The organism is Kitasatospora arboriphila (assembly GCF_039528095.1).
In the GTDB taxonomy this organism is placed as follows: Bacteria; Actinomycetota; Actinomycetes; order Streptomycetales; family Streptomycetaceae; genus Kitasatospora; species Kitasatospora arboriphila.
In genome coordinates this window covers 56855-80997 of the sequence record NZ_BAAALD010000008.1, presented here as the reverse complement: position 1 = coordinate 80997, position 24143 = coordinate 56855, and the positions used below count along the sequence as shown (strand labels likewise).

At 75.8% G+C, this 24143-nt stretch carries 22 protein-coding genes and 1 pseudogene; 12 read left to right on the top strand and 11 right to left on the bottom strand.

The features are described from left to right. Nucleotides 1-19 precede the first annotated feature (19 nt). Both ABD353_RS06695 and ABD353_RS06690 read left to right on the top strand, forming a co-directional pair. The gene (locus ABD353_RS06695; protein ID WP_344622545.1) at nt 20-379 is read left to right on the top strand and encodes a hypothetical protein; all 360 of its coding nucleotides are present in this window, start codon (nt 20-22) and stop codon (nt 377-379) included. Beyond that, nucleotides 376-645 carry a DUF4031 domain-containing protein gene (locus tag ABD353_RS06690; protein WP_344622544.1) on the top strand — a complete coding sequence of 90 codons (270 nt, stop codon included), beginning with the start codon at nt 376-378 and terminating at the stop codon, nt 643-645. Before ABD353_RS06695 ends, ABD353_RS06690 begins: the two co-directional genes overlap by 4 nt. Here the strand turns inward: ABD353_RS06690 and ABD353_RS06685 are convergent. After that, complete coding sequence (locus ABD353_RS06685; RefSeq protein ID WP_344622543.1) at nt 626-1255, bottom strand: HD domain-containing protein; 630 nt, start codon at nt 1253-1255, stop codon at nt 626-628. The genes ABD353_RS06690 and ABD353_RS06685 overlap by 20 nt on opposite strands. Nucleotides 1256-1331: 76 nt before the next feature. Here ABD353_RS06685 and ABD353_RS06680 point away from each other — a divergent pair, with 76 nt between their 5' ends. From ABD353_RS06680 to ABD353_RS06670, 3 genes are read left to right on the top strand one after another with little or no spacing between them, the layout of a single operon-like run. Then, complete coding sequence (locus tag ABD353_RS06680) at nt 1332-1691, top strand: PadR family transcriptional regulator (protein ID WP_344622542.1); 360 nt, start codon at nt 1332-1334, stop codon at nt 1689-1691. After that, the gene (locus tag ABD353_RS06675) at nt 1688-2626 is read left to right on the top strand and encodes a hypothetical protein (RefSeq protein ID WP_344622541.1); all 939 of its coding nucleotides are present in this window, start codon (nt 1688-1690) and stop codon (nt 2624-2626) included. The genes ABD353_RS06680 and ABD353_RS06675 overlap by 4 nt, the downstream gene beginning before the upstream one ends. A 54-nt stretch (nt 2627-2680) precedes the next feature. Then, the gene (locus tag ABD353_RS06670; RefSeq protein WP_344622540.1) at nt 2681-3367 is read left to right on the top strand and encodes a copper homeostasis protein CutC; all 687 of its coding nucleotides are present in this window, start codon (nt 2681-2683) and stop codon (nt 3365-3367) included. Between the two features lie 60 nt (nt 3368-3427). Here the strand turns inward: ABD353_RS06670 and ABD353_RS06665 are convergent, their stop codons facing one another. After that, nucleotides 3428-5494: a HelD family protein gene (locus ABD353_RS06665; RefSeq protein WP_344622539.1), complete on the bottom strand. Its 2067-nt coding sequence runs from the start codon at nt 5492-5494 to the stop codon at nt 3428-3430. Between the two features lie 344 nt (nt 5495-5838). Here ABD353_RS06665 and ABD353_RS06660 point away from each other — a divergent pair, with 344 nt between their 5' ends. Beyond that, on the top strand, nt 5839-6006 hold the full coding sequence (locus ABD353_RS06660; protein WP_344622538.1) for a hypothetical protein: 168 nt from the start codon (nt 5839-5841) through the stop codon (nt 6004-6006). Nucleotides 6007-6088: 82 nt separating this feature from the next. Here the strand turns inward: ABD353_RS06660 and ABD353_RS06655 are convergent, their stop codons facing one another. Beyond that, nucleotides 6089-7723 carry a DNA repair helicase XPB gene (locus ABD353_RS06655; RefSeq protein ID WP_344622537.1) on the bottom strand — a complete coding sequence of 545 codons (1635 nt, stop codon included), beginning with the start codon at nt 7721-7723 and terminating at the stop codon, nt 6089-6091. A 98-nt stretch (nt 7724-7821) separates the two neighbouring features. On the opposite strand from ABD353_RS06655, the gene ABD353_RS06650 reads away from it, so the two are divergent. After that, the gene (locus tag ABD353_RS06650; RefSeq protein ID WP_344622536.1) at nt 7822-8094 is read left to right on the top strand and encodes a hypothetical protein; all 273 of its coding nucleotides are present in this window, start codon (nt 7822-7824) and stop codon (nt 8092-8094) included. Nucleotides 8095-8103: 9 nt separating this feature from the next. Here the strand turns inward: ABD353_RS06650 and ABD353_RS06645 are convergent, their stop codons facing one another. Beyond that, nucleotides 8104-10638, bottom strand: a complete 2535-nt coding sequence (locus ABD353_RS06645) for a helicase-associated domain-containing protein (RefSeq protein ID WP_344622535.1) — start codon at nt 10636-10638, stop codon at nt 8104-8106. 225 nt (nt 10639-10863) lie between these two features. Here ABD353_RS06645 and ABD353_RS06640 point away from each other — a divergent pair, with 225 nt between their 5' ends. Continuing rightward, nucleotides 10864-11778: a hypothetical protein gene (locus tag ABD353_RS06640; protein ID WP_344622534.1), complete on the top strand. Its 915-nt coding sequence runs from the start codon at nt 10864-10866 to the stop codon at nt 11776-11778. 16 nt (nt 11779-11794) lie between these two features. Here ABD353_RS06640 and ABD353_RS06635 read toward each other — a convergent pair whose 3' ends face one another. Both ABD353_RS06635 and ABD353_RS06630 read right to left on the bottom strand, forming a co-directional pair. Continuing rightward, complete coding sequence (locus ABD353_RS06635) at nt 11795-12853, bottom strand: ABC transporter substrate-binding protein (protein WP_344622533.1); 1059 nt, start codon at nt 12851-12853, stop codon at nt 11795-11797. 65 nt (nt 12854-12918) lie between these two features. Then, on the bottom strand, nt 12919-14052 hold the full coding sequence (locus ABD353_RS06630; protein WP_344622532.1) for an alpha/beta hydrolase: 1134 nt from the start codon (nt 14050-14052) through the stop codon (nt 12919-12921). Between the two features lie 157 nt (nt 14053-14209). On the opposite strand from ABD353_RS06630, the gene ABD353_RS06625 reads away from it, so the two are divergent. Next, nucleotides 14210-14440, top strand: a complete 231-nt coding sequence (locus ABD353_RS06625) for a hypothetical protein (protein WP_344622531.1) — start codon at nt 14210-14212, stop codon at nt 14438-14440. Between the two features lie 108 nt (nt 14441-14548). Here ABD353_RS06625 and ABD353_RS06620 read toward each other — a convergent pair whose 3' ends face one another. Further along, the gene (locus tag ABD353_RS06620) at nt 14549-15151 is read right to left on the bottom strand and encodes an HAD family hydrolase (protein ID WP_344622530.1); all 603 of its coding nucleotides are present in this window, start codon (nt 15149-15151) and stop codon (nt 14549-14551) included. Between the two features lie 375 nt (nt 15152-15526). On the opposite strand from ABD353_RS06620, the gene ABD353_RS06615 reads away from it, so the two are divergent. After that, the gene (locus ABD353_RS06615) at nt 15527-15910 is read left to right on the top strand and encodes a cold-shock protein (RefSeq protein WP_344622529.1); all 384 of its coding nucleotides are present in this window, start codon (nt 15527-15529) and stop codon (nt 15908-15910) included. 30 nt (nt 15911-15940) lie between these two features. Here the strand turns inward: ABD353_RS06615 and ABD353_RS06610 are convergent, their stop codons facing one another. The 4 genes and pseudogenes from ABD353_RS06610 to ABD353_RS06595 all read right to left on the bottom strand — a co-directional run bounded on the left by ABD353_RS06610 (nt 15941) and on the right by ABD353_RS06595 (nt 19309). Next, on the bottom strand, nt 15941-16783 hold the full coding sequence (locus ABD353_RS06610) for a 1,4-dihydroxy-6-naphtoate synthase (protein ID WP_344622528.1): 843 nt from the start codon (nt 16781-16783) through the stop codon (nt 15941-15943). Next, nucleotides 16776-17417, bottom strand: a pseudogene (locus ABD353_RS06605) (futalosine hydrolase); the annotation flags it as partial. The pseudogene ABD353_RS06605 and the gene ABD353_RS06610, both read right to left, overlap by 8 nt. Nucleotides 17418-17446: 29 nt before the next feature. Beyond that, the gene (locus ABD353_RS06600) at nt 17447-17965 is read right to left on the bottom strand and encodes a hypothetical protein (RefSeq protein ID WP_344622527.1); all 519 of its coding nucleotides are present in this window, start codon (nt 17963-17965) and stop codon (nt 17447-17449) included. A 60-nt stretch (nt 17966-18025) separates the two neighbouring features. Further along, a complete protein-coding gene (locus ABD353_RS06595; protein WP_344622526.1) occupies nt 18026-19309 on the bottom strand; it encodes an MFS transporter in 1284 nt (427 codons plus the stop codon). A gap of 506 nt (nt 19310-19815) precedes the next feature. Here ABD353_RS06595 and ABD353_RS06590 point away from each other — a divergent pair. Further along, nucleotides 19816-20697 carry a DUF3027 domain-containing protein gene (locus tag ABD353_RS06590; protein ID WP_344622612.1) on the top strand — a complete coding sequence of 294 codons (882 nt, stop codon included), beginning with the start codon at nt 19816-19818 and terminating at the stop codon, nt 20695-20697. Between the two features lie 111 nt (nt 20698-20808). After that, nucleotides 20809-24099, top strand: coding sequence for a sacsin N-terminal ATP-binding-like domain-containing protein (locus ABD353_RS06585; RefSeq protein ID WP_344622525.1), 3291 nt, complete (start codon nt 20809-20811; stop codon nt 24097-24099). The last annotated feature ends 44 nt before the right edge of the window (nt 24100-24143 follow it).

The window sequence follows — 24143 nt, the reverse complement described above, 5'->3', positions numbered from 1 at the left end:
GCTGCGGGAGAATGGGCGGATGGCCAGTCCTGAGATCGAAGCCGCCCTGCACGGTGCCCGTGCGCTGATCCTCGCCGACCTGACCGCCCGGGACGTGGCGGACGCGGCGGTGGTGTCCCTGGTGGAGGACGCGGTGACGCACCGGCGGTGGTGGCTGGAGCAGTGGCCCGACGGCACCGGGTTCGTCCTCGGGCTGGTCGCCCAGGACGTCCAGGACGCCCTGCTGGAGGCGTACGGGCGCTGGCCGCTGTGCGCGGCCTGCGCCGCCGAGGACGACGACCCGCACGCGCTGAGCGTGGAGCCGGAACTCGGCCCCGACCCGCACTGGGTGTGCGGCAAGCGCGGCGTGGTGGTGGCTGCGGTCGGGGAGCTCTCGTGATCCTGGTGGACCCGCCGACCTGGCCCGGCCACGGCAAGTACTGGTCGCACCTGGTGAGCGACGTCAGCCTCGAGGAGCTGCACGACTTCGCCGCGCGCCTCGGCGTGCCCGCGCGCGGGTTCGAGCGCGACCACTACGACATCCCGGCCGACCGGTACGAGCAGGCCGTCGCGCTCGGCGCCGAGCCGGTCGGCAGCAAGGAGCTGGTCGCCCGGCTCACCGCGGCCGGCCTGCGCCGCCGCAAGGTCAGCTCTCCAGGCTCCTGAGCTCCGCCGCGAGGTTGGCCCGGGCGGCGGCGTCGAACCGGGCCAGCGCCTCGGGCGTGCGGTAGAGCGCGGGCAGCTCCAGCAACTGCCGCAGGATCGCCGCCCGCCCGGCCCGGAAGGCCTCCTCGGGGACGAAGGCGTACTCCTCGCGCACCGCCGCCGTGTAGGCCGCGTACCGCTCCGGGCCGGAGCCGAGGACCGCGAGGTCGGCGTCGCAGAGCACCTCGCCGTTCCGGTCGCCCGGCTCGCAGCCGTGACCCACCGTCAGCCGCACCAGCCGGGCCGTCTCGGCGACCAGGTCCTCGGCCAGCCCGGCCTCGCGCAGTGCCCGGACGGCCAGTTGGGCGCTGCGCTCCTCGTTCTCCGAGCGGTCCGGGCGGTAGACCGCGTCGTGGAACCAGGCGGCCAGCCGCACCGCGTCGGCGTCCTGCGCCCGCTCGGCCAGCGTGTCCACGTGGCCGAGGACGGCGGCCAGGTGCTCCACCGTGTGGTACTTGCGCTGCGGCTCCGACCAGCGGGTCAGCAGGTCCCGCCCGTACGGCTCCGGGTCCACCGCCGCCCCGCAGCGGCGCAGCAGTTCGTTCCAACGGTCGAGCAGCGCATCGGTCATGACACCCATTCTGCTCCGGACCCGATTCGGCGGTTCGCCGGACACAATATGTCGGCGACCGGTATATGTAGTCGACATGACGGAACGAAGCATGCAGGAGCCCACGCTGCTCCTGCTCACCGCGCTGGCGGACACGCCCCGGCACGGCTACGCCCTGATCCAGGAGATCGACGCCATCTCCGGCGGCCGGGTCCGGATGCGCACCGGCACCCTCTACGGCGCCCTCGACCGGCTGCTCCAGCAGGGACTGATCGAGGTCGACCGCGAGGAGGTGGTGGACGGCCGGGCCCGCCGCAGCTACGCGCTCACCGGCGCCGGTCGGCAGGTGCTGGCCGCCGAGGCCGCGCGGCTGCGCGCCGTGGCGGCCGAGGCGGTGCGCCGGATGGCCGCCGCCGGCCCGAAGCCGAACCCGAGGGTCAGGGGGGCCTTCGCATGACGACACGTCCGTTCACCGCCGCGATGCGGCTGTATCCCGCCGCCTACCGCGCGGAGCGCGGCCCCGAACTCGCCGCCGTCTACGCGGACACCACGGCCGGCGCCGGACGCCTCGCCGCCGCCCGCGAACTGACCGGCATAGCCGGGTACGGACTGCGGCTGCGGACCGGGCTCACCTCGGCCGCGCCCGGCGGGCGTTTACCGGCCGCCGCCGCACCGCTGCTCCTCGCGGCGGGGGCGGGAACGGCCGTCCCCGACTTCCTGATGCTGGTGCTGGAGAACAGGTGGGGGGCGCCCGTGCCCGGCGGCGACAGGTGGCTGTTCCTGCTCGTCGCCGTCGGCCAGCTCGCGGCCGCCGCCGCGGGCCTTGCCGGCCGGTGGGCCGCCGCCCGGCTCCTGGTGCCGCCCGTGGTCCTCGGCGTCGCCGGGCTGGCGTACCTGCGGATCGGCCACGTGATGAGCCCGACCTACCCCCGGTTCGACGTCGCCACGGTCGTGTGGCTCGGGGCGACCCTGCTGCCGCCGCTGATCTGGTCCGCCCTGCTGCTGGCCGCGCCGCCCGACCTGCTGCCCCGGCCGTCCGTGCGCCGCATGCTCGGTGCCGCGGCCCTCGCCGCCGCTTCGCTGGAGCTGTACTCCGAGTTCAGCCCGCTCCTGCACGGCGGCCCGGAGGCGTTCCTGCTGCCGCCGCTGCTCTCCGCGGCGCTGATCGCGCTCGGTCTGGTGGCCGCCTCCCGCGGCCGCGTCCTGCCGGTCGCCGTCGTCCTGGCGCTGGTGCCCGCGATGGCGGGCGAGACCCTCGGGCAGCTGTACGTGGTGTTCGGCAATCTGCGCTCGTCGGAGCTGGTGCTCGTCGCCGCCGCGGGCGTGGCCGCGTCCGTCGCCCTGCTGGTCCGCCGCGGCCGTTCCGCGGAGCTGCCGCCGGCCGTCGGCTGAGCTATCGGGGAGGGGGGCTCGCCCGGCGGGCCCCCCATGTGGCAGGGTACGCATATGTCTAGACCAATTGTCGAAGTCATCGCGCTGACCGCCCAGGACGCCCGGGCCGCCGAGTCCGGCGGCGCAGACCGGCTCGAGCTGGTCACCGACATGGCCGCGGACGGGCTCACCCCGTCGGTGGCCGACTTCGCCGGGATCCGGGCGGCGGTCTCCCTGCCGCTGCGCGTGATGCTGCGCATTCGCGACGGCTTCACCCCCGGTGACCTGGACGACCTGCTCGCCAGAACGTCCGCGCTGCGCGCCGAGGGGGCCGAGGAGTTCGTCTTCGGCTTCCTCGACCCGCAGGGCGAGGTCGACCTGGCCGCCACCGCGGCCGTCGCCGAGGCCGTGTCCGGCTGCCCGTGGACCTTCCACCGCGCACTCGACCACAGCGCCGACCGGGCGGGCGTCCGGGCCGCGGTCTCCACACTGCCGGGCCTGGACACCTTCCTCACCTCGGGCGCCCCGGCCGGTGTCGACGCCGGCCAGGGCGTCCTGGAGGGCGAGCTCGCCAAGGACGGCGAGCCCGGCTACACCCAGCGGATCCTGGTCGGCGGCGGCCTGCGGGCCGACCACGTGCCGGGCCTCAAGGCGGCCGGGTTCGACGCCTTCCACATCGGCGGCGCCGCCCGGGTGGACGGCTGGACGACCCCGGTCGACCCGGCCAAGGTGGCCGCCTGGCGCACCCTGGCCGACACCTGACGCCTGACGCCTGACGCCTGACGCCGGACACCCGATGCCGGGCGTCCGGCGCCCGCGCGGTCAGCCCAGCCGGTCCGGCAGCGGAGCCGAGTGCAGCACCTGCAGCCCGGAGACCGCCCGGGTGAGCGCCACGTACAGCCGGCGCAGCCCCGTCCGCTCGTCGGGCTCGCCCGCCACCACCTCGGCGGGTTCGTCGAGCACCACGTAGTCGTACTCCAGACCCTTGGCCAGCGAGGCCGGCACCAGGGTCAGCCGGGCCTCCGCGGTGGTCTCCACACCCGGCTCGACGAACGGCAGGCCGGCCTCGGCCAGCGCCTCGGCGAACAGCGGGATCCGGGCGTCCGCGGCGATCAGGCCGGTCGAGCCCTCGTGGCCGAGCGCGGCCCGGCAGGCCGCCACCACCTCCGTGACGTGGTCGCCGGTCACCCGGCGGACCGTCAGCGACCCGGGCGCCTCGCGGACCGAGGTCGCCGGCGCCAGCCCCGGCGCGATGGCGGGCAGCAGCCGCGAGGCGTACGCGATGACCTCCTCCGGCACCCGGAAGCCCTGGGTGAGCTCCTCGATGTGCGCGTCCGACTTGCCGAGGTGGCGCAGCGCCTCCGGCCAGTCGGTGGTCGCCCACGGGGTGGTGCCCTGGGCGAGGTCGCCGAGGACGGTCGCCGAACCGGTCGAGCAGCGCCGGCCCACCGCGCGGTACTGCATCGGCGAGAGGTCCTGCGCCTCGTCGAGCACCACGTGGCCGAGCGAGGGGGTGCGCTGCACCAGGTCGGTGGCCTCGTCCACGAGCACCGCGTCGGCCGCCGACCAGCGGGTGGTCCTCGGTGAACGGGCGGGCTTCTCCCAGAGGATCGTCCGCTGTTCCTCCTCGGTCAGCAGGCCGTCCGCGCAGCGGGCGAGGAAGTCGGCGTCCGAGAGCAGCCGGTGCACCAGCTTCACCGGGTCGGCCGGCGGCCAGCAGGCCTTCACCACGGCCTTGACCGCGGTGTTGCGGGCCACCGAGTCCTGCACCCGGTCGTCCGGCGCCTCCCCGGACTGCTCCATCTTCACCAGGACGGCGTGCGCGATCCGCTGCGGCAGCGCCTCGGCGGCGGCCCCGTAGCGGATCTCCCGGCCCTGCAGCTCCTCGATGATCCCGGTGAGTTCGTACGCCGGGACGCGCCAGCGCCGGGCGCCGCGGACGACCACGCACGGCTCGGTCGGCAGCGTGATGCCCGAGCGCACCGCCCGCTTCAGCACCTCCGCCATCCGCGCGTCGCCCTTCACCAGGGCGGCCGCGGCGGGGTCCTCGCCGCGCACCTCCACGTGCCCGACCAGCTGCTGCACGGTCGCCTGGGCGACGTCCAGCTCGCCGAGCGCGGGCAGCACCTGCTCGATGTACTGCAGGAAGGAGTTGTTGGGGCCGATCACCAGCGTGCCGGTGCGGGCGAGGCGCTCCCGGTGCGCGTACAGCAGGTAGGCGACACGGTGCAGGCCGACGGCGGTCTTCCCGGTGCCCGGGGCGCCCTGGACGCAGACCGTGCCCGAGACGTCGGCGCGGACGATCTCGTCCTGCTCCGGCTGGATGGTGGCGACGATGTCGCGCATCGGGCCGACGCGCGGCTTCTCGATCTCCGCCGCGAGCAGCGCCGAGCGGGTGTCGCCCTCGGCCGGGTCGGTGAGGTGCTCGTCCTCGTACGCCGTCAGTTCGCCCGCCGTGTAGCCGAACCGGCGGCGCCGCTCGACGTCCATCGGGTCCTTGCGGCTGGCGCGGTAGAACGGCTGCGAGACCGGCGCCCGCCAGTCGATCACCATCGGGTCGCCGTCGGCGTCGTGCACGTGCCGGCGGCCGATGTAGAACCGCTCGCCGGTGCCGCCCTCCGCGAGTTCCTCGCTGATCGCGTGCAGGTAGTCGAGGCGGCCGAAGAACAGCGGGGTGTGCGCCAGGTCGGCGAGCGCGGCGATCCGCTGCTGGATCTGGTTGTGCAGCACGGCGGCCGACACCCAGGTGCCGGTCACGTCGCGGAGGTCCAGCGACTCGACGTCCTCGCGCATGGCGCGCAGGGCGGCGCGCGAGGAGGCCAGGTGGTCCCGCTCGCGCTGCAGCGGATCGGTGCCGGCGGCAGCGGCGTCGGTGGTGGGGGAGTGCACGGCGAACCTTCCCGGCTGCCCCGCCCGCGCACGCAGGCGCGGGGGCAGCGGACTCATGGTGGTAGCTCACGGCAGAGGAACACCGGCCGGTTGCCGACCGGCCGGACCTCCCCCGGCTGCCGCACGACGGGGCACCACGGTTCGGGAGGGGGGGCAGACCGGCGATCATAGACCGCTCCCGGTGGCCGCACCAAACATTTCGCACACTTCCGGCCCAAGGCCGGTCTCAGGGTCGCCACCGCCGATCCTCGGGGTCGCCCTACGCCTGGAGGACGACGTCCGGGACCCGTGGAAACGGACTTCGGGCCGATGCGCCCGAATGGCCGAAAACCTACGGTGGAAGCATGAGGAACAGAACACAGCACGCAGCAGACCGCCGCTCCGCCGACCGCCCCGACCAGGACGACCACCGCCACCGCGGCCCGGTGGCGAAGGCCGTCCGCAACGTCGGCATCATGCTCGACACCGCCGCCCGGGTGGTCTTCCTCGGCCGCGACGGCGTCTCCTACTGACCGCGCGCCCGACCCCGAGCCCGACCCTGAGCCCTGCCGGGACCGCGGGCCCGAGCCCGGCCGCCGGCCGGGCCCGTACGCCTCAGACGTCGTCCGCGTCGACGATCCGGTACGCGTAGCCCTGCTCGGCCAGGAAGCGCTGCCGGTGCGCCGCGAAGTCCTGGTCCACGGTGTCCCGGGCGACGACCGAGTAGAAGTGCGCCATGTGCCCGTCCGCCTTGGGCCGCAGCACCCGGCCGAGCCGCTGCGCCTCCTCCTGGCGGGAGCCGAACGTCCCCGACACCTGGATGGCCACGGTGGCCTCCGGCAGGTCGATCGAGAAGTTCGCCACCTTGGAGACCACCAGCACGGAGATCTCCTTGTTCCGGAACGCGTCGAACAGCTTCTCGCGCTGCGCGTTGGTCGTCTCGCCCTTGATCACCGGGGCGCCGAGCACCTCGCCCAACTCGTCGAGCTGGTCGATGTACTGGCCGATGATCAGCGTCTGGTCCTTCTCGTGCTTGCGGACCAGCGACTCCACCACCCGCCGCTTGGTCGCCGTGGTCGAGCAGAACCGGTACCGCTCCTCCGGCTCGGCGGTCGCGTACGCCAGCCGCTCCGAGTCGGAGAGCGTCACCCGCACCTCGACGCAGTCCGCGGGTGCGATGTAGCCCTGCGCCTCGATCTCCTTCCACGGCGCGTCGAAGCGCTTGGGGCCGATCAGCGAGAACACGTCGCCCTCGCGGCCGTCCTCGCGCACCAGCGTCGCCGTCAGGCCGAGGCGGCGGCGGGCCTGCAGGTCCGCGGTGAACTTGAACACCGGGGCCGGCAGCAGGTGCACCTCGTCGTACACCACCAGGCCCCAGTTGCGGGCGTCGAACAGCTCCAGGTGCGGGTAGACGCCCTTCCGGCGGGTGGTCATCACCTGGTACGTGGCGATGGTGACCGGCCGGATCTCCTTGCGGGTGCCGCTGTACTCGCCGATCTCGTCCTCGGTCAGCGAGGTGCGCTTCACCAGCTCGTGCTTCCACTGCCGGGCCGAGACGGTGTTGGTCACCAGGATCAGCGTGGTCGACTTGGCCTCCGCCATCGCCGCCGCGCCGACCAGCGTCTTGCCCGCGCCGCAGGGCAGCACCACCACGCCGCTGCCGCCGTGCCAGAAGCCCTCGACCGCCTGCTTCTGGTAGGGGCGCAGCTGCCAGCCGTCCTCCTCCAGGTGGATCGGGTGGGCCTCGCCGTCCACGTAGCCGGCGTGGTCCTCGGCGGGCCAGCCGAGCTTCAGCAGCACCTGCTTGATCTGGCCGCGCTCCGAGGGGTGCACGACCACGGTGTCCGGGTCGAGCCGGGCGCCCACCAGCGGGGCGATCTTCTTGGAGCGGAGCACCTCCTCCAGCACCGGCCGGTCGGTGCTGGACAGGACGAGGCCGTGCACCGGGTGCTTCTGCAGCTGCAGCCGGCCGTAGCGGGCCATGGTGTCGGCGATGTCCACCAGCAGGGCGTGGGGCACCGGGTAGCGGGAGTGGCTGACCAGCGCGTCCACCACCTGCTCGGCGTCGTGGCCGGCCGCCCGGGCGTTCCACAGGCCGAGCGGGGTCACCCGGTAGGTGTGCACGTGCTCCGGGGCGCGCTCCAGCTCGGCGAACGGGGCGATGACGCGCCGGCAGTCCGCCGCCCTCGGGTGGTCGATCTCCAGCAGAAGCGTCTTGTCGCTCTGGACGATGAGCGGTCCGTCGTTCACGCGGGCAACCCTCCGTGTGGTCGTGTCGCAGACTTTCCAGTGTCCCGCACCCGGGCGGTGCCGGGTGACCGGGCGGCCGCAGCCTCGTTGATCAGGGCATGAACAAGCCGAACCGCCTCCTTGCCGGCCTCGCCCTCTCCGGCGCGGCCTTCGCCACCGTCCTCGGCGCGAGCCCCGCGCAGGCCGCCGAGCCCGGCCTCGACCAGGTCGCCGACATGGGCCAGCCCGGCGGCCTGCTGGGCGCCACCGCGTTCACCGCGACCGGACTGCTGACCGGGGTGCAGCCCAAGATCCCCGACCCGCAGTCCTTCGTGGAGCAGGCCAAGCAGCAGAAGGCCGAGCAGGACGCCAAGGCCGCCCGGGGCCACTGACCCGGGCCGTCAGGCCTGGTCGTCGACCTCGGCCACCCCGGTGATCCGGTGCAGGGCGAAGGTCCGCACCTCGTCCGCATGGTGGTCGTACGCGGTGACGAAGCCGCCCTCCACCTTCACCGGGTCGACCACCCGCTGGGAGGCGATGCCCTCGGCGTTGATGTAGCCGATCCACATCCGCTCGCCGAGCAGCACCGCGGTCTGCAGCGCGGCCAGCGTGTCGGCGGCCGCGGTGCGCGGCAGCTGCCGCAGGTCGGTGCGGGCCGGACCGGACTGCGGCAGGAGCGCGGCCGGTCCGGCCACCGTCTCCCGGCGGACGGCGGTGGCCGCCCGGTCGCCGGCCCTGATCGCCTTCACCGCCGCGCCGAGCAGCGCGTCGTCGGGGCGCGGCGGCCCGTCCGGCACCGGCACGGGCGCACTGCGCGGCGGGGTCCGCCGGCTGTCCGGACGGGTGATCAGCACATCGCCCTCGGCCGACTCCGCGGCCGGCGCGTAGCCCATCCCCCGGAGCACCGCGAGCAGCGTGTCCGGCGGCGCCTGCGCGGCCAGCACCGTCGGCGCCAGCAGCCGCAGCCGCAGCTCCGCGGCGCGGCGGTCCGCCAGCACCTCGTTCAGCAGCTGCGGGTCGTCGCAGCGCAGGTACGAGGAGGCCGCCCCGACCCGCAGCACGCCGTGCCGCCGGGCCACGTCGTCGATCAGGTAGTCGAGCGGTTGCGGCACCGGGGTCCGCGAGTGCTGCGCGAGGAAGGCGTGCAGGTCGGACGCCGTCCGGCCGGCGTCCAGCGCCCGCCGCACGGACTCCGCGGTGAACCGGTACACCGTCGCCCCGCCCTTGGACTCGATGTCCGCGCAGAGCGCCAGCGCCTGGGAGAGCGGGGTGAGCAGCGGCCCGGGCGCGATCGCCGTCAGATCGGGCTGCAGGATCACATGGTCCAGCGGCTTCGGCAGCAGCGGGTCCAGCACGGCCGCCGGGTCGCCGTCCGCCAGCAGCGCCCGGGCGGCCGCGCAGAGCGCGCCGCGACCGGTGATGCCGAGCAGCTCGGCCTCCTGCAGCGTCCAGTCGGTGAGGTGCTCGCGCAGGTCGCGGCCGTCCGGCCCGGTGGCGCCACCGCGCAGCGGGCGCTGCCAGCGCAGCGCCGGCAGCAGCCGCTCGGCCCCGGCCGTGCCGCCCGGCGGCAGTTCGGCCAGCAGCTCCAGCACCGCCCGGCGGACGGACGGCGCCAGGGTGCGGTCGAGCTCCGGGCCGAGGGCCGCCCGCGGCCTGCCCTTGGCGTCCGGGCTGCCGGTCAGCCCGGCCACCCGGGTGGCGGCAATCCAGCCCCGGACGAGCACCTCCCACCGCTCGGCGACCGAGTCCTGCAGCCAGCCGTCGTACGCCGGGGTGGGTGCCCAGTGCTCGTCCGCCTCGCCGTCGGGGGCGAGCAGCCCGGCGCCGTAGGCGAGTTCCAGCCAGAACGCGGCGACCTGCTCCGAGCAGTCCAGGGCGAGCGCGGTCCGCTTGAGGTCGCGGACACCGAGCCCGCCGGCCCGCAGGGTGGGCGGCGGCTGCAGCCCCCAGCCCTCCAGCAGCTCCTCGACGGTCCGCACCGCGGTGTACGCCTGCCCGGCCGCGGTCGCCTCCACCGTGGCCGGGTCCCGGTCGGCGGCGGACTCCACGACCGGCGGCGCCGGCTCCACCGCGCGGTGGCTGCGCCCGCCGCGCAGGTGCAGGGCGAGCTCGCGGGGCAGCACCACCGAGCCGGGGCCGGACGGCAGCAGCATGCCGCGGGCGAGCAGCCACTCCAGCGGGGTGTGCGCCTGCTCGGCGGTGACCGGGCGGGCCGCGTCCGGCAGGGTGCCGGTCGGCGGGCCCCAGACCAGCCGGTCCAGCAGGGCGAGCGCGGGCGGCGGCGCCTGCTCCAGCAGCGCCGCGCAGCGCTTGCGGTCGGCGAACAGCCCGGCCAGGGCGGCCACCGCGGTCACCGGGTCGGGCGTGGCCGGCAGCCCGGCCCCGGCCAGCAGCTCCTGCAGCCGGGCCGGCGACATGCCGACGGTGGCCTCCGACACCGTCGGGCCGAGCCCCGTCCGGCCCGGGTTGGCCGCGCTCGGTGCCAGGGCCTCCCGGACGGCCAGCACCAGGCGCAGCGCCGAGTCGGGCCCCCACAGCAGCGCCCGGGCCCGGAGCGTCTCCAGTGCCCCGGGCAGGGCGGCGGTGACGGCGGCGCGGTCCACCGGATCGGCGCCGGGGTGCGGCTTCACCCGGGCCGGGCCGGCCAGCAGGTTGCGGACGACGGTGTCGCCGGTGGCGTCCGGTGCGGCGGCGAGCGCCTCGGCGACCTGCAGGGTGAACCGGTCGAGGCGTTCCAGCGCGCGCAGCGCCGAGGCCCGGCTGGAGAGCCGCGCGGAGAGCTGGGTCAGGTCCCCGGGCACCGGGTTCAGCAGGTCGGGCCGTGCGCGCAGCAGCCCGGAGAGGGCCTCGTCGCTGCTGGCGCGGAGCTCCTCGGCGAGCGTGCGGGGTGCGGCGGCGGCCCGGGCGCGGGACGGTCCGCTCTGCTGGGTGGTCATCCGACCCAGACTAGTCCGCCCTCCTCACCCGGGCCCAGTGCCGAACGGCGCCCGGCCCGGGGAGGGGGAGGGGGAGGGCCGACGCGGGCGAGGACCGACGCGGGGAGGGCCGGAGCACGAGGGCGGCCGGCCGGTGTCCGGCGACGGCGGCGCCTCTCGCCCGCGCGGCCCGCCAGTCGGTACCGTCAGCGGTGGGCGGGCCGGTGAGCGAGTGGGGTGCGGGACATGGCGGACGCCGGGCCGGACGGCGGGACGGGCGGAACGGCGGACGGCGCCGGACAGGGCGGCGGGGGCGGCCGCCGGGCCGGCGGCGAATGGTGGCGGTCCGAGCAGCCGTGGCGGGTGATCGGCCCGCCGCGTCCGGCCGCCGACGACACCCCGGCCGCGGCCTCGGGCCCGGCCGACGAGCAGAGCGTTTACGCCGCCGACGGCACGCCCGCCGCGGCGCCGCCGCGGCCCGCACCGGCCGGCCCCGCGGACGGCCTGCTCCCCGGCGGCCCCGGCGGCGGGCTCAGCCTCCCCGGCTGGGAGGTGGTGCAGTACCCGGACGGCGTCGACCTGCTCGGCCATCGGACGGCCGACCTCCCCGCCCCGCGCACCGAGGCCGAGGCCGCGGCAGCGGCCGCCGCCCCGGCACCGGAGGCGCCAGCCGCCCCGGCCCGGGTCAAGCTCCGCAAGGGCCGCGGCCGCAAGGACGCCGGGGACGCCGGGGGAGCCGGAGGCGCAGACCCCGCCGCCGGCGCCGCCCCGAAGGCGGACCCGGCCGGGAAGGGCGGCCTGCTGGCCGGCCGCCGCCCCTCCCCGCTGCTGCTGTTCGCCGCGGCCGCCCTGCTGGCCGGCGCCGCGACCGGGCAGCTGCTGGCGATGCTGCTCGGCTGGGGCGCCGCCTACCTCTCCCGGCAGTTCTCCGACCTCGCCCGCAAGACCGTGGTGCTCGGCATCCCGCTGGCCACCATGTTCGGCTCCGCGGTCTGGTACTGGGGCCGCACCAAGGGCCGCTGGGGGCAGCCGCTCGCCGAGGGCGCGGCGATGAACCACGCGGTCTGGACGGCCGCCCCCGACGTGCTCCGGGCCGCCGCCGTGATCACCGCGGCCGCCCTCCTCGTGGTGACGCTGCGCCGCCGCAAGGCGGCCGGCTGACCGGCCGCCGCGGCGCTCAGCCGCCGAGGAAGCGCTGCAGCTCGCCGAGCACCAGGTTGGCCCCGGTGTAGCCGACGCCCTGGAACCACAGCCCGTCCTCCACCGGGAAGGCCCGGTGCGCCCGGACGGCGCCCAGCGCGAGCCAGGCCGGGCTGCGCAGCACCGCCGTCGTCCCGGCCCGGTCCGGGTCGCCGTAGGTGGCGTAGAAGAGGAAGTCGGCGTCGGCGCGGGCGAGCTGGTCGAGCGGCAGGTCGATCTCGTCCTGGTCGGTGTTCTGCGCGTCGGGGCGCCCGAGGCCGACGTCGGCGAGGACGCTGCCGAGCCAGCTCTGCCGCCCGCAGGTGCGGATGCCCGGCGGCGGGCCCTCGACGAAGCGCAGCACGCTGATCCGGCGGCCGCCCGATCCGGCGTCCCGGATCGCCTTGGTGGCGCGCTCGGTGTGCCGGCGGTACTCGGCGGTGACGGCGGCGGCCTGCTCCTGGCGGCCCAGCGTCTGGGCGTGCAGCTGGAAGTTGTCCTTCCAGGGCGGGCCGGGCGCGCGGCTGAACACGGTCGGGGCGATCTGCTGCAGCTCGGCCAGCCGGGCGCCGTCCCGGGCCTGGCTGCCGAGGACGACCTGCGGCTCGACCGCGCGGATCCGCTCCGGGTCGGGGCTGCCGGTGTCGCCGACATAGGCGATGCCGCCGAGGCGGGAGGCCGGCCAGTAGTCCGGCAGGCCCTGGTCGAGCGCGGAGCGGGTGGCGCCGACCGGGGTGATGCCGAGGGTCATCGCCGAGTCCAGCTCGGGGGTGCCGAGCACCACCACGCGGATCGGGCCGCCCGGTACGGTGACCGGCCCGGTCGCGGTGGTCACCGTGGTGCTCGGGGTGGGCCGCGGGACGGGGCTGCCGGTCGCCGAGCCCCCGGTGCCGGACGCGCCGGACGCGCCGGACGCGCCGGACGCGGCGGGGGCGGCACCGCGGACGGCGGGCCGGGTGCACCCGGCCACGGCGGTGCCGACGCTCGCGGCGATCGCGGTCAGGACCGCCCGGCGGGTCGGCCGGTGGGGCATCGGGACCTCCCGGAGGTCGGGCATGTGCGTCCGATTATGAACGAAATGCCCGATCCTTCTGAGGAGCCGTCACCCCGCCGCGGCCGGGATCAGCGCGGGTCGGTGAGGTGTTCGCCCAGCCAGCCCAGCGAGGCCGGGAGCATCCGCGACCAGGTGTTGAAGTTGTGGCCGCCGGTGGCCAGGGTGATCGAGGAGACCTTCGTCTGCCCGCCCTTGGCGGCGGCGACGAACTTCTCGGTGCTGCCGTAGTAGTCGCCGTCGCCCTCGCGGCTTCCGCCGACGAGCAGCGAGACCGCCGGCCGGGGCCGGTGGGTGAGCCGCCAGGTCAGGTCGGCGTCCTCGCGGCGGTGGGCGTCGCCGCCGAAGAGGTCCCCGGTCGTGGCGTCCTCGGCCGCCTTGTAGTACCCGGAGAGGGAGACCGCGGCGGAGAACACGTCCGGGCTGCGCAGCGCCAGCTTGAGGGCGCAGTAGCCGCCGGTGGAGTTGCCGATCGCACCGAAGCTGCCGGGGCCGTCGGCCACCCGGTAGGCGGCCCGGATCGCGGCGGGCACGTCGGCGGTGAAGTAGGTCGCCGCCTTCGGACCGCCCGGGACGTCCTCGCACTCGGTGTCCCGCGGCATCGCCGGCGAGGGCCGCATCAGCACCAGCACCGTCGGCTTCATCCTGCCCTCGCGGATCAGCTGCAGCTCGGTGCCGGGGTAGTTCAGCTTGGTGATCAGGTTCTTGGCGTCGCCGGGGAAGCCGGTGATGGCGATCGCGGCGGGGAAGCGCTTGTCCTTGTACTCCGGCTGGAAGTACTGCGGCGGCAGGTAGACGTAGCCGTCGGTGGCCAGGCCGGTGGAGGCGCCGGGGATGCGGATCCGCTCCAGCTTGCCGACCTGGGCCGCGTCCCGGCCGACGGTGTTGGTGCCGCGGACGTTCTCCGCGGACAGCCGCTGCACCCCGTGCGCCCGGCCGTCCAGCCGGTTCTGGATCGTCACCGGGCCCTGGTCGCCGGTGCCCAGCAGGTCGTCCCAGCTGCTGTAGAAGGCGAAGTAGTTGTTGGCCAGCAGGCCGAGGGTGCACATCACCGCCAGCTGCGTGCCGACGATGGTGCCGATCCGCCCCAGCACGGCCGCCCACGTCCGCTCGGCCAGCCGCGGCCAGAGCCAGACCGTGCCCGCGATCGCCGCCACCGCCACCAGGGCGGACAGCGCCAGCACTTTGTGGCTGGTGAGTCCCATTCTCCGCTCCCCCGTAAGCCCCGATTCCGGTCTCAGTGTCAAGGATCGCTGGGAGATTCCTGGGAGGACTCGGCGCGCAGGGTGAATCGTCCCCCGCCGAACGGCGGGGGGCGGAGAGCTGGGAGACTGATGGGGTCCGTGCTGTGAGGAGCCCGCTGTGAGCAAGCAGACCGCCGACCGTGGCGACGCCCTGGTCCGCGCCGGGGCGATCGTGTTCGCCGTCGGCGCGGTGGCGACCCTGGTCACCTTCGTCCCGCTGTTCTTCGACCTGACCAGGCTGCCCACCGCGGCCTACTGGATCTGCATGCTGATGCCGCTCGGCTTCCTGCTGTCGCTGGCCGGCCTGCTCGCCACCGCCCGCGCCGAACGCCGGCGCGCCCGGGACTGACGGCCGCCGGGGCCCGCCTCGAAGGGCGTACGGGTGCCTCACGGGCACATGGGAGCAGTTCCCCGCGCTCCCGAACCCGTCGGCCGAGCGCCCCGTGGACGCCGTCCCCTACAGGGCGTCCGCCAGCCAGGCCGGGAAGGCCGTGAGGTCGTCCAGGACGGCGTCCGCGCCGGCCGCGCGGAGCTCCTCGGCGGTGTACGGCCCGGTGGCCACCGCGACCGCGACGGCGCCCGCCGCCCGGGCACCGGCGATGTCGCCGAGGTGGTCGCCCACGTAGACGCCGGCGCCGTGTTCGCGCAGCGCGGCGCCCTTGGTCTCCGCCCACAGGTCACCGACCAGGACGTCCACCTCCAGGCCGAAGTGCTCCAGGTGCAGCCGCGCGTTCCGCTCGTACTTGCCGGTGATCACCGCGACCCGGCCGCCGTGGGCCCGGACGGCGGCGACCGCCTCCAGGGCGCCGGGCAGCACGAGGGTCCCGGGCAGCGCGTACTCCCGGTACATCTCGCGGTACCGGTCGGCGATCTCGTCCAGCCGCTCGGCCGGGAACCAGTTGGCGAGCTCGCGCAGCAGCGGCGGCCCGAGCCGGCTGACCGCCAGCTCGCTGTCGATCCAGGTGCCGGTCTCGGCGGCGAGCGCGTCGTAGGTGGCCCTGATCCCGGGCCGGGTGTCCAGCAGCGTCATGTCGAGGTCGAAGCCGACGGTGAGAGCCATGCCCGCCAGCCTAGGCCGTGCCGGCCGTCCGCCGGCCGCCGTGCGGACCCCCCGCCACGTGCTCTCCGTCACTGCCCGCAGTTCCCCGGGGACCCAAAGTTTCGACCGCGGGCCCGGCCGGGTATGCAGCCCTCGCACGGGGTGGTCGATCACCCCGCTTCGTCTCCGGGGGGTGTCTGCCTGTGGATCGCGCCGTGCCGCGTCCCTGCCGGGCCGTGCCCCCGTCCGGACGTGCCGCTCGGGAGTGAGCGGCTGAGGGATCATTAATCCGCTGAGCGTCGCCGACCACCCGCGTAGGGTGGTCGGCTCGCCGTCCACCCGACGGGATCCGGCCACCGCCGGTCCCGCCCACACCCACAACGAGGACAGTTCGAGATGCCCACCGGCCAGGTCAAGTGGTTCAACGAGACGAAGGGATTCGGCTTCCTGTCGCGCGACGACGGGGGCGACGTCTTCGTCCACACCAAGGCGCTGCCCGCCGGGGTCACCACGCTGAGGCCGGGCCAGCGCGTCGAGTTCGGGATCGTCGCGGGCCACCGCGGCGACCAGGCGATGGGCGTCACGCTGCTCGACGCCCTGCCGTCGGTCGCCGCCGCCCAGCGCCGCAGCCCCGACGACATGGCACCGATCGTGCAGGACCTGATCACCACGCTGGACGCCGTCCTGCCGGGCCTGCAGCGCGGCCGCTACCCCGCCAAGCCGGCCGGCCAGAAGCTCGCCGTGATGCTGCGGGCGGTCGCGGACCAGTTCGACGTCTGACCGGACCGCCCGCACCAGGGCGTCAGGACCTCAGAAGCGCAGCGCACCCGGGTCGACCGAGGGCACCAGCCCCTCCGTGGCGGCCCGGGTGAGCAGCGTCTCGACCGCCGCGTACCCCTCCGCGCCGAGGTCCTCGGTGAACGCGTTGACGTAGAGGCCGATGTGCTGGTCGGCCACCGCCGGGTCCATCTCCTGTGCGTGCTCCAGCACGTACGCCCGGGAGTCCTCCGGGGCGTCCCAGGCGGCCCGCACCGAGGCGCGCAGGGTGTCGGCCAGCTCCTTCAGCCGGTCGGCGCCGAGCGAGCGCCGGGCCACGATCGCGCCGAGCGGGATCGGCAGCCCGGTCTCCCGCTCCCAGGCCTCGCCCATGTCGGCGAGGCGGTGCAGCCCGTACCGCCCGTACGTGAAGCGGGCCTCGTGGATCACCAGTCCGGCGTCCACCCGGCCGTCCCGCACCGCGGGCATGATCTCGTGGAAGGGCATCACGACGATCCTCCCGAAGCCGCCGGGCACGGCCTTCGCGGCCCAGAGCCGGAACAGCAGGTAGGCCGTCGAGCGCTCGCTCGGCACCGCCACCGTGCCGCCCGTCAGGTCGGCGTCCGGCTCCCGGGTCAGCACCAGCGGGCCGCAGCCGCGCCCCAGCGCCCCGCCGCAGGGCAGCAGCGCGTACTCCTCCAGCACCCAGGGCAGCTGCCCGTAGCTGATCTTCAGCAGGTCGAGCTCGCCGCGCTCGGCCATGCCGTTGGTGACGTCGATGTCGGCGAACAGCACCTCGGGCGCGTCGGCGCCGGGCACCAGGCCGTGCGCCCAGGCGTGGAAGACGAAGGTGTCGTTGGGGCACGGCGAGTACGCGACCCGCAGCGGCTCAGCCATCAGCGGCCTCCTGGAGCAGTTCGGGGTACGGCAGCGCCGCGAAGGCCCGCTCCAGGGCCCCGAGCGCCTCGCCGATCCGCCAGGCGGCGCGGTCGCGCGGGCCGACGGGGTTGGACACGGTCCTGATCTCCAGGACGGGCAGGCCGGACCGGGCGGCGGCCTCGGCCACGCCGAAGCCCTCCATCGCCTCCGCGACCGCACCCGGATGACGGGCCGCCAGCGCGGCGGCCCGTTCGGCGCTGCCGGTCACCGTCGAGACGGTGAGCACCGGGCCGACCACGGCGTCCAGGGCCTTCGCCGCCAGGGCGGCCGCGTCCGGTGCGGGCCGGTGCCGCACGCTGCCGAAGCCCAGCTCGGTGACGTCCCGGAAGCCCTCCGGGGTCTCGGCGCCGAGGTCGGCCGCCACGATCCCGGAGGCGACCACCGTCGCGCCGACCGGCGCGTGCGGGGCGAAGCCGCCCGCGATGCCGGCCGACACCACCAGCCGGAACCGGCCGGTGGCCAGGGCCGCCGCCGTCGCCGCGGCCGCCGCGGCCGGGCCGACCCCGCCGGCCAGCACCTCGACCGGAACGCCCGGCGCCCCGGCGCGCGCGAGCCCGCGCAGCACCGCGTCGGCCTCGGCCTGGCTGCTCGTCGTCGTACCTGGGGCTCATCGCCGGAGGGTCAGTCCTGGGTCTTCATGTCGAAGTACCAGATGCCCAGGATCTCCTGGGTCTTCTGGTCGGCCTCGACGACCGTCACGGTCGTGGTGCCCGAGGAGTTCAGCACCTGCGAGGCCGCCACCGAGCCGGACCAGGTGGTGCCGCGGGTGTCCTGCGCGAGCGGGGTCTGGCCCTGGGCGCCGCCGTCGGTGAAGGCGAACCAGCCGCGGTCCGCGACGGACGGCGGCACACCCACGCCGATCCGGTCGCTGGCCTGCACGTCGGTCGACGGCAGGGTGTTGGCCTCGCGGGCCTTCTTCGCGTCCACCTGGCACTTGGCGAGGACGTCCTGCGGCAGCGCCTTGCCGTCGTTGTAGCAGAACGGCGCCGAGGTGATCGACGAACGGCCGACCGTCAGGGTCACGACGTGCTCGTCGGGCTTGCCCTGGTCGGCAGCGTGCGCGATGGAGATGCCGACCGTGCCGGCGCCGATCACGACCACGGCGCCGATGGCGGCGATTGCACGGGTGCTGAGGCTCATGGGCAAGAGGCTACCGGGCTTTCGCGATCACGCGACGCGGGGGTGGCCGAGTCGCCGCGGCTATGCCACCCGTGGCCGAGTGGCCGTCCCGCGCAACCCCACCTTGAACAGCGAGCGCAGCGTCCACAGCAGCATCACCGTCATCACCGCCGCCGCCAGTGCCAGGCCCAGCGTCGCGTTCAGCGGCAGCGAGATGCCGACCACGCCGCCCACGACCCAGCACAGCTGAAGGACCGTCTCCGACCGCGCGAAGGCGGACGTCCGCACCGCCTCCGGCACGTCCCGCTGGATCACCGCGTCCAGCGCCAGCTTCCCCAGCGAGGCCGCCATGCCCGAGGCCGCCGCCACCACGGCGATCGTCAGCAGGCTGTACCAGATCGCCGCCGCTGCCGAGGCCAGCGCCGCGAGCAGCAGCATCGCGGCGACCGTCGCCTCCGAACCGCGGGTCTTCAGCCAGGAGCCGAACACCGACCCCAGCGCGTTGCCCACCCCCGCCGACGCGGCCACGATGCCCAGCGCCGCCGTCTCCGGCACCCCGCTCACCGGCTCCTTGCGGACCAGGAACGCCAGGAACATCACCAGGAACCCCACCAGCCACCGCAGCGAGGACACCGCCCGCAGCGCCAGGATCACCGACGGGCCGACCGTCCGCAGGATCGCCTTCGACGACCGGGCGCCGTGCCCCTCGGCGTGCATCACCGCACGCTGCTCGCCCTTGGCCGAGTCCACCTTGTGCGGCAGGTGAAACGCCATCAGCGTGCCGATCACGAAGACCAGGAACGCCCCGCGCAGCGGCCACCCCGGACCGGCCAGGTGCAGCAGCCCGCCCACCCCGGCCGCGACCATCGTCGCCAGCAGGCCGGCCAGCGTCACCCGGGAGTTCGCCTTCACCAGCGACAACTGCGGCGGCAGCAGCCGCGGCACCACCACGCTGCGCACCACCCCGTACGACTTCGAGGCGACCAGCACGCCCAGCGCTTCGGGATAGAGGGCGATCCCCCCTCCGGCGATCGACCCGGCCATCGTCCAGGCCAGGATCGCCCGGGCCAGCATCGACATCGCCATCGCCGAACGGCGGCCGTGCGGCAGCTTGTCGAGCAGCGGACCGATCACCGGTGCCAACAGCGCGAACGGCGCCATGGTGATCAGCAGGTAGAGCGCGACCCGGCCGCGGGCCTCGCCGGTAGGCACCGAGAAGAAGATGGTGGAGGCCAGCGCGATGGTGATGAGCATGTCGCCGAAGGAGTTCAGCGCGTGCAGCTCGATCAGCTTCGCCAGCCCCGACTCGCCGGCGCCCTCCGCCGACGTCGCCCGCCGGATCCGCCGGCCGGTGCCGTGCACCATCCGGCCGGTCCGCACACCCGCCGCGGAAGCTCCCCTGACCAGTGCGTTCTTCGGCCTGCCGGCCTTCGGCGGCGTCCGCTCCCCGGCAGCTCCGGCGTCGGTGTCCGGATCCTGCGGCGGCACAGCCCTCACTCCCGAGGGACCCTCCGGCTGCGGAGCGTCCACGCCGTGCTGCGAGGGGGTCTCGTCCGCCACATACGCCATCCTGCCCGAGAATCAGCGACCGTACGACTGTTGACCCGGTGCGGCTTCCGCGGAACGCCGCGCGCGGCCCCGGACTGTGCCCGGACGCCGACCGGCGGGTAGCCTGCACTACGCGCACGGGGTTGGGACGGACCGGGCGGGGCGGCGCGGCCGGTGCCGGGGACGGACCCGGGTCGCGCAGAATAAGAAGTGCCCCTCGTACAGCTTCGGCGGGCGGGGCACCACCCCGGACGGCCCCGGCCGTGCGCGGGACCGCCGCCGGACAACAGGACTGGGAGAGAATCGACGCCGTGAGCGCTGCGATGCGAAGCCGTACCCCCGACCGGCTCTGTGCCGAGGCCGTCGAACTCGCCCGCCAGGCCGCCGTCGAGATGGTCGGACCGGAGACCGTCGGCGCCCACCTAGGCGTCCGCGCCGAGGCCGACCGCGTGGTCACCCACACCTTCGAGTGCCTTGACGCCGCCTACCGCGGCTGGCACTGGGCGGTCACCGTGGCCCGTGCACCACGCGCCAAGAACGTCACCCTCGACGAGGTCGTCCTGCTGCCCGGCGACGACGCCGTCCTCGCCCCGCAGTGGGTGCCGTGGAGCGAGCGCCTGCGCCCCGGCGACATGGGCCCCGGCGACCTGCTGCCCACCGGCGCCGACGACCTCCGGCTGGAGCCCGGCTGGAGCGGCGAGGACGAGCCCGCCCCCAACTCCGCGATGAGCGAGGCCGCGGAGGAGGACGTCGTCCTCACCGATCCGCACGTCCAGCCCGCCCCGGCCCGCGCCCGGATCGGCGCCGTCGCCGAGGAGCTCGGCCTCGCCCGGCCCCGGGTGCTCTCCCGGCTCGGCCTGCACCTCGCCGCGGAACGCTGGGACTCGGCCTTCGGCCCGCAGACGCCGATGGCGCAGGCCGCCCCGGCCAACTGCGACACCTGCGGCTTCCTGATCCCGATCGGCGGCTCGCTCGGCCAGGCGTTCGGCGTGTGCGGCAACGAGTTCGGCCCCGCCGACGGCCAGGTCGTCGCCTTCGGGTACGGCTGCGGCGGCCACTCCGAGGCCGCGGTGCTGCCCGCCCCGCCCACCCCCTCCGAGCTGATCCTCGACGAGACCGTCGTCGAGCCGCTCACCCTCCACCCCGACCGCACCGGCGGCTCCGTCGAGCCCGACGCCCCCGCCGAGGAGCTCGGCCACTCCTGACGGAGCGGACACCCGCCCCGCGTGCGCCGTCCCCTGCGGTCGGAACTGTCCGTCCGGCAGGGGAGAATGCGGACGTACGCAGGGTGCGGACGGCGGAAGGCGGCAGGGCCAGTGGAGCCTCGGATCATCGGCGGTACGGACGGGCAGACGGCGGACGTCTTCGACACGGCGGGCCTGCGCCACCGCGTCCTGGACGCGTGGACGGCCGCGCCCGCACGCTTCCGGGAGGACGCCAACGCCGAGGAGGAGCTCGCCCTCGGCGGCTACCGCGACCGCCTGATCGTCGAGCTCGCCCAGAACGCCGCCGACGCCGCCGCCCGCAACGGCACCGCCCCGGGCCGGCTGCGGCTGATCCTCCGCGACGGCGTGCTGGCCGCCGCCAACACCGGCGCCCCGCTGGACGCCACCGCGGTGGAGTCGCTCTCCACCCTCCGCGCCTCGGCCAAGCGCCCCGAGGACGTCCCCACCGTCGGCCGCTTCGGCGTCGGCTTCTCGGCCGTGCTGGCGGTCGCCGACGAGCCCGCGGTGCTGTCCACGCACGGGTCCGTCCGCTGGTCGCTGTCCGAGGCCTCCGCGCTGGTCGGCGCCCGCCCGCAGCTCACCGAGGAGCTGCGCCGCCGCGAGGGCCACGTCCCGCTGCTGCGCCTGCCGTTCCCCGCCGAGGGGTCCGCCCCGGACGGCTACGACACGGTGGTGGTGCTGCCGCTGCGGGACGCCGCCGCCGAGGACCTGACCCGCCGTCTGCTCGCCGAGATCGACGACGCGCTGCTGCTGACCCTGCCCGGCCTCGCCGAGATCGTGGTGGAGACGCCGGAGGGCGTCCGCACGCTGACCCGGTCCGCGGACGCCCCGCGTCCGGACGGCATCACCACCGTCACCATCACCGACGGCGACCGGGCCACCGTCTGGCAGACGGTCGGCGCCGAGGGCACCGTCGCCGCCCCTCTGCTGGCCGACCGGACGACCGAGGAGCGCGCCCGCCCGTACTGGTCGGTGGTCTGGGCGGTGCCGGTCTCCGACACCGGAATGCCGCAGCCGCTGCGGACCACCGCGGTGGTGCACGCGCCGACGCCCAGCGACGAGCCGCTCGGCGTGCCCGCGCTGCTGATCGCCGGCTACCCGCTGGACTCCACCCGCCGCCACGTCGCCCCCGGCCCGCTCACCGACTTCCTCACCGAACGCGCCGCGGACGCCTACGCCGAGCTGCTGAAGGCCCGCGGGGCGGACCTCGGCTCGCTCTCCCTGGTGCCCGGCCGCCTCGGCCACGGCGCGCTGGACAACGCGCTGCGCGCCGCGATCCTGGACCGGCTGCCCGGCACGCCGTTCCTGCCGCACCCGGGCCCGGTCGAGGAGGGCACCCCGGCGCTGCGGCCGCGCGACGCGACGCTGCTGGAGGGCGCGGACGGCTCGGTGGTGTCCGCGCTGGCGCCGATCTTCCCCGGCCTGCTGCCGGCCGGCCTGGAGCGCCGCCCCGAGCTGCGGGCACTGGACGTCCGCCGGGTGCCGCTGGCCGAGGTGGTCGACCAGCTCGGCGGCCTGGACCGGGAGCCCGCCTGGTGGCGCAACCTGTACGCGGCGCTGGCCGGGGCCGACCCGGAGGCGCTGGGCGCCCTGCCGGTGCCGCTGGCCGACGGCCGGACGGTGACCGGCCCGCGCCGGGTCCTGCTGCCCTCCGACCCGGCGGACTGGGCCGGCTACGAGGGGTACCCCGACTCGCTGGCCGAGGCGCTCGGCCTGCTCGACCTGCGGCTCGCCCACCCGGAGGCCGCCCACCCGCTGCTGGCCAAGCTCGGCGCCGTGACGGCGACCCCGGCCGGCGTGCTGGACACCCCGGAGGTGCGGGCCGCCGTCGCCCGCTCGCTGGAGGTCGGCGAGGACGACTTCGACGCCGCGGTCGACCTGGCCGACGCGGTGCTCGCGCTGGTGAAGGCCGCCGAGGCCGGCCCGGGCGACCACCCGTGGCTGGCCCGCCTGGCACTCCCGGACGACGAGGGCGAGCTGACCCGGGCCGGCGAGCTGATCATCCCGGACTCCCCGTTCGCCGACCTGGCCCGGGACGGCGACGCCGCCTACGTCGACGAGGACCTGCTGGAGCGCTGGGGTCCGGACGTGCTGGCCGCCGCCGGTGCACTGGCCGGCTTCGTGCTGGTCCGCGCCGAGGACGTGGTGCTCGACCCGGACGACCTGGAGCGGCTCGACCCGACCGTGCCCGCCGACCGGGCCGCCGGCGGCTCCCCCACGGGCCTGGTCGACGAGGCCCCGGACGGCCTCGCCGAATGGTGCGAGGACACCCTGGAGGCGCTGCACGCAGACGACAGCGGGGAGATCGGCGTGCCGCCGGTCGCCGCCGAGCTGCTCGCCGTCCGCGACCTCGACCTGGTCGACGACGCGGCCTGGCCGCAGGCGCTGAAGGTGCTCGCCCGCCCGCCGTACCGGGACGCCGTGGTGAACCCGGTGCGCACCCTGCTGCCGGACGGCCGCTACGTCGACCTGCCGCCGTACACGGCGTGGTGGCTGCGCGACCACCCGGTGCTGGACGGCCGGGAGCCGGCCGGCCTGCGCGCGGCCGGCGCCGACCCGCTGCTGCGCGGCCTGTACGACGAGGCCCGCACCGACCTGGACGAGCAGTTCCTGCACGCCCTCGGGGTGCGCACCACGCTGGCCGCGCTGCTCGCCGAACCGCACGGCCCGGAGGAGCTGCTCGACCGTCTGGTGGACGACGCCTCCGACGTGACCCACCGCCAGCTGCACGGCATCCACACCCAGCTCGCCGCGCTGCCGGCCGGGCGGGTCGAGCCGCTGGACGTCGTCCGGGCGCTCGCCCCGCTGGACCCGGAGACCGGCCGCCGCCCCGACACCACGGTGATCGTGGACGCCGCGCAGGCGGTCGTCGCCGACGCGCCGGACCTGGTCGAGCTGCTGCACGACCACCCGGTGCTGCCGGTCGCCCCGGAGCTGGCCGCGGCCCTCGCCGAGCGGCTGAACGTGTCGCTGGCCAGCGAGGTGGCGGGTGGCCGGGTGCTCTCCGACGGCGTGCTGCACCGGGTGCCGGCCGTGGTCCGCGAGCTGCTGCCGGGCTGCCCGGCCGCCTACGAGGAGCACGAGGAGCTGCTGGTGGTCGGCCCGGACGGCGGGGAGGCGCACGTCGACTGGCGCTGGGACGCGGCCGCCGGCACGCCGGAGGTGCCGTACGCCCCGGAGGACGCCGAGGCGGGCGACGAGGACGACGAGTTCGAGGTGCCGCCGGTGCCGGGCCTGCTGCACGCGGCCACCCCGGAGGGCCTGGCGGCCGGCCTCGCCTGGTCGGTCGGCCAGTGGCACCGCCGGTTCGAGGTCCTCGCCGCGCTGGCCGAGCCGGACCGCGCCTACGAGCTGCTGAACGCCCGCGACTACGAGTCCTGACCGGCGCCGTGCCGGGGCCCGCACCCGCGGGTCCCGGCCGGCCC

Bases quoted from the DNA above. Each gene is read 5' to 3' on its own strand.
- ABD353_RS06695 (WP_344622545.1), top strand. From the start codon at position 20: ATGGCCAGTCCTGAGATCGAAGCCGCCCTGCACGGTGCCCGTGCGCTG.
- ABD353_RS06685 (WP_344622543.1), bottom strand. From the start codon at position 1,255: ATGACCGATGCGCTGCTCGACCGTTGGAACGAACTGCTGCGCCGCTGC.
- ABD353_RS06680 (WP_344622542.1), top strand. From the start codon at position 1,332: ATGACGGAACGAAGCATGCAGGAGCCCACGCTGCTCCTGCTCACCGCG.
- ABD353_RS06675 (WP_344622541.1), top strand. From the start codon at position 1,688: ATGACGACACGTCCGTTCACCGCCGCGATGCGGCTGTATCCCGCCGCC.
- ABD353_RS06670 (WP_344622540.1), top strand. From the start codon at position 2,681: ATGTCTAGACCAATTGTCGAAGTCATCGCGCTGACCGCCCAGGACGCC.
- ABD353_RS06660 (WP_344622538.1), top strand. From the start codon at position 5,839: ATGAGGAACAGAACACAGCACGCAGCAGACCGCCGCTCCGCCGACCGC.
- ABD353_RS06650 (WP_344622536.1), top strand. From the start codon at position 7,822: ATGAACAAGCCGAACCGCCTCCTTGCCGGCCTCGCCCTCTCCGGCGCG.
- ABD353_RS06645 (WP_344622535.1), bottom strand. From the start codon at position 10,638: ATGACCACCCAGCAGAGCGGACCGTCCCGCGCCCGGGCCGCCGCCGCA.
- ABD353_RS06640 (WP_344622534.1), top strand. From the start codon at position 10,864: ATGGCGGACGCCGGGCCGGACGGCGGGACGGGCGGAACGGCGGACGGC.
- ABD353_RS06635 (WP_344622533.1), bottom strand. From the start codon at position 12,853: ATGCCCGACCTCCGGGAGGTCCCGATGCCCCACCGGCCGACCCGCCGG.
- ABD353_RS06630 (WP_344622532.1), bottom strand. From the start codon at position 14,052: ATGGGACTCACCAGCCACAAAGTGCTGGCGCTGTCCGCCCTGGTGGCG.
- ABD353_RS06620 (WP_344622530.1), bottom strand. From the start codon at position 15,151: ATGGCTCTCACCGTCGGCTTCGACCTCGACATGACGCTGCTGGACACC.
- ABD353_RS06615 (WP_344622529.1), top strand. From the start codon at position 15,527: ATGCCCACCGGCCAGGTCAAGTGGTTCAACGAGACGAAGGGATTCGGC.
- ABD353_RS06610 (WP_344622528.1), bottom strand. From the start codon at position 16,783: ATGGCTGAGCCGCTGCGGGTCGCGTACTCGCCGTGCCCCAACGACACC.
- ABD353_RS06600 (WP_344622527.1), bottom strand. From the start codon at position 17,965: ATGAGCCTCAGCACCCGTGCAATCGCCGCCATCGGCGCCGTGGTCGTG.
- ABD353_RS06595 (WP_344622526.1), bottom strand. From the start codon at position 19,309: ATGGTGCACGGCACCGGCCGGCGGATCCGGCGGGCGACGTCGGCGGAG.
- ABD353_RS06590 (WP_344622612.1), top strand. From the start codon at position 19,816: ATGCGAAGCCGTACCCCCGACCGGCTCTGTGCCGAGGCCGTCGAACTC.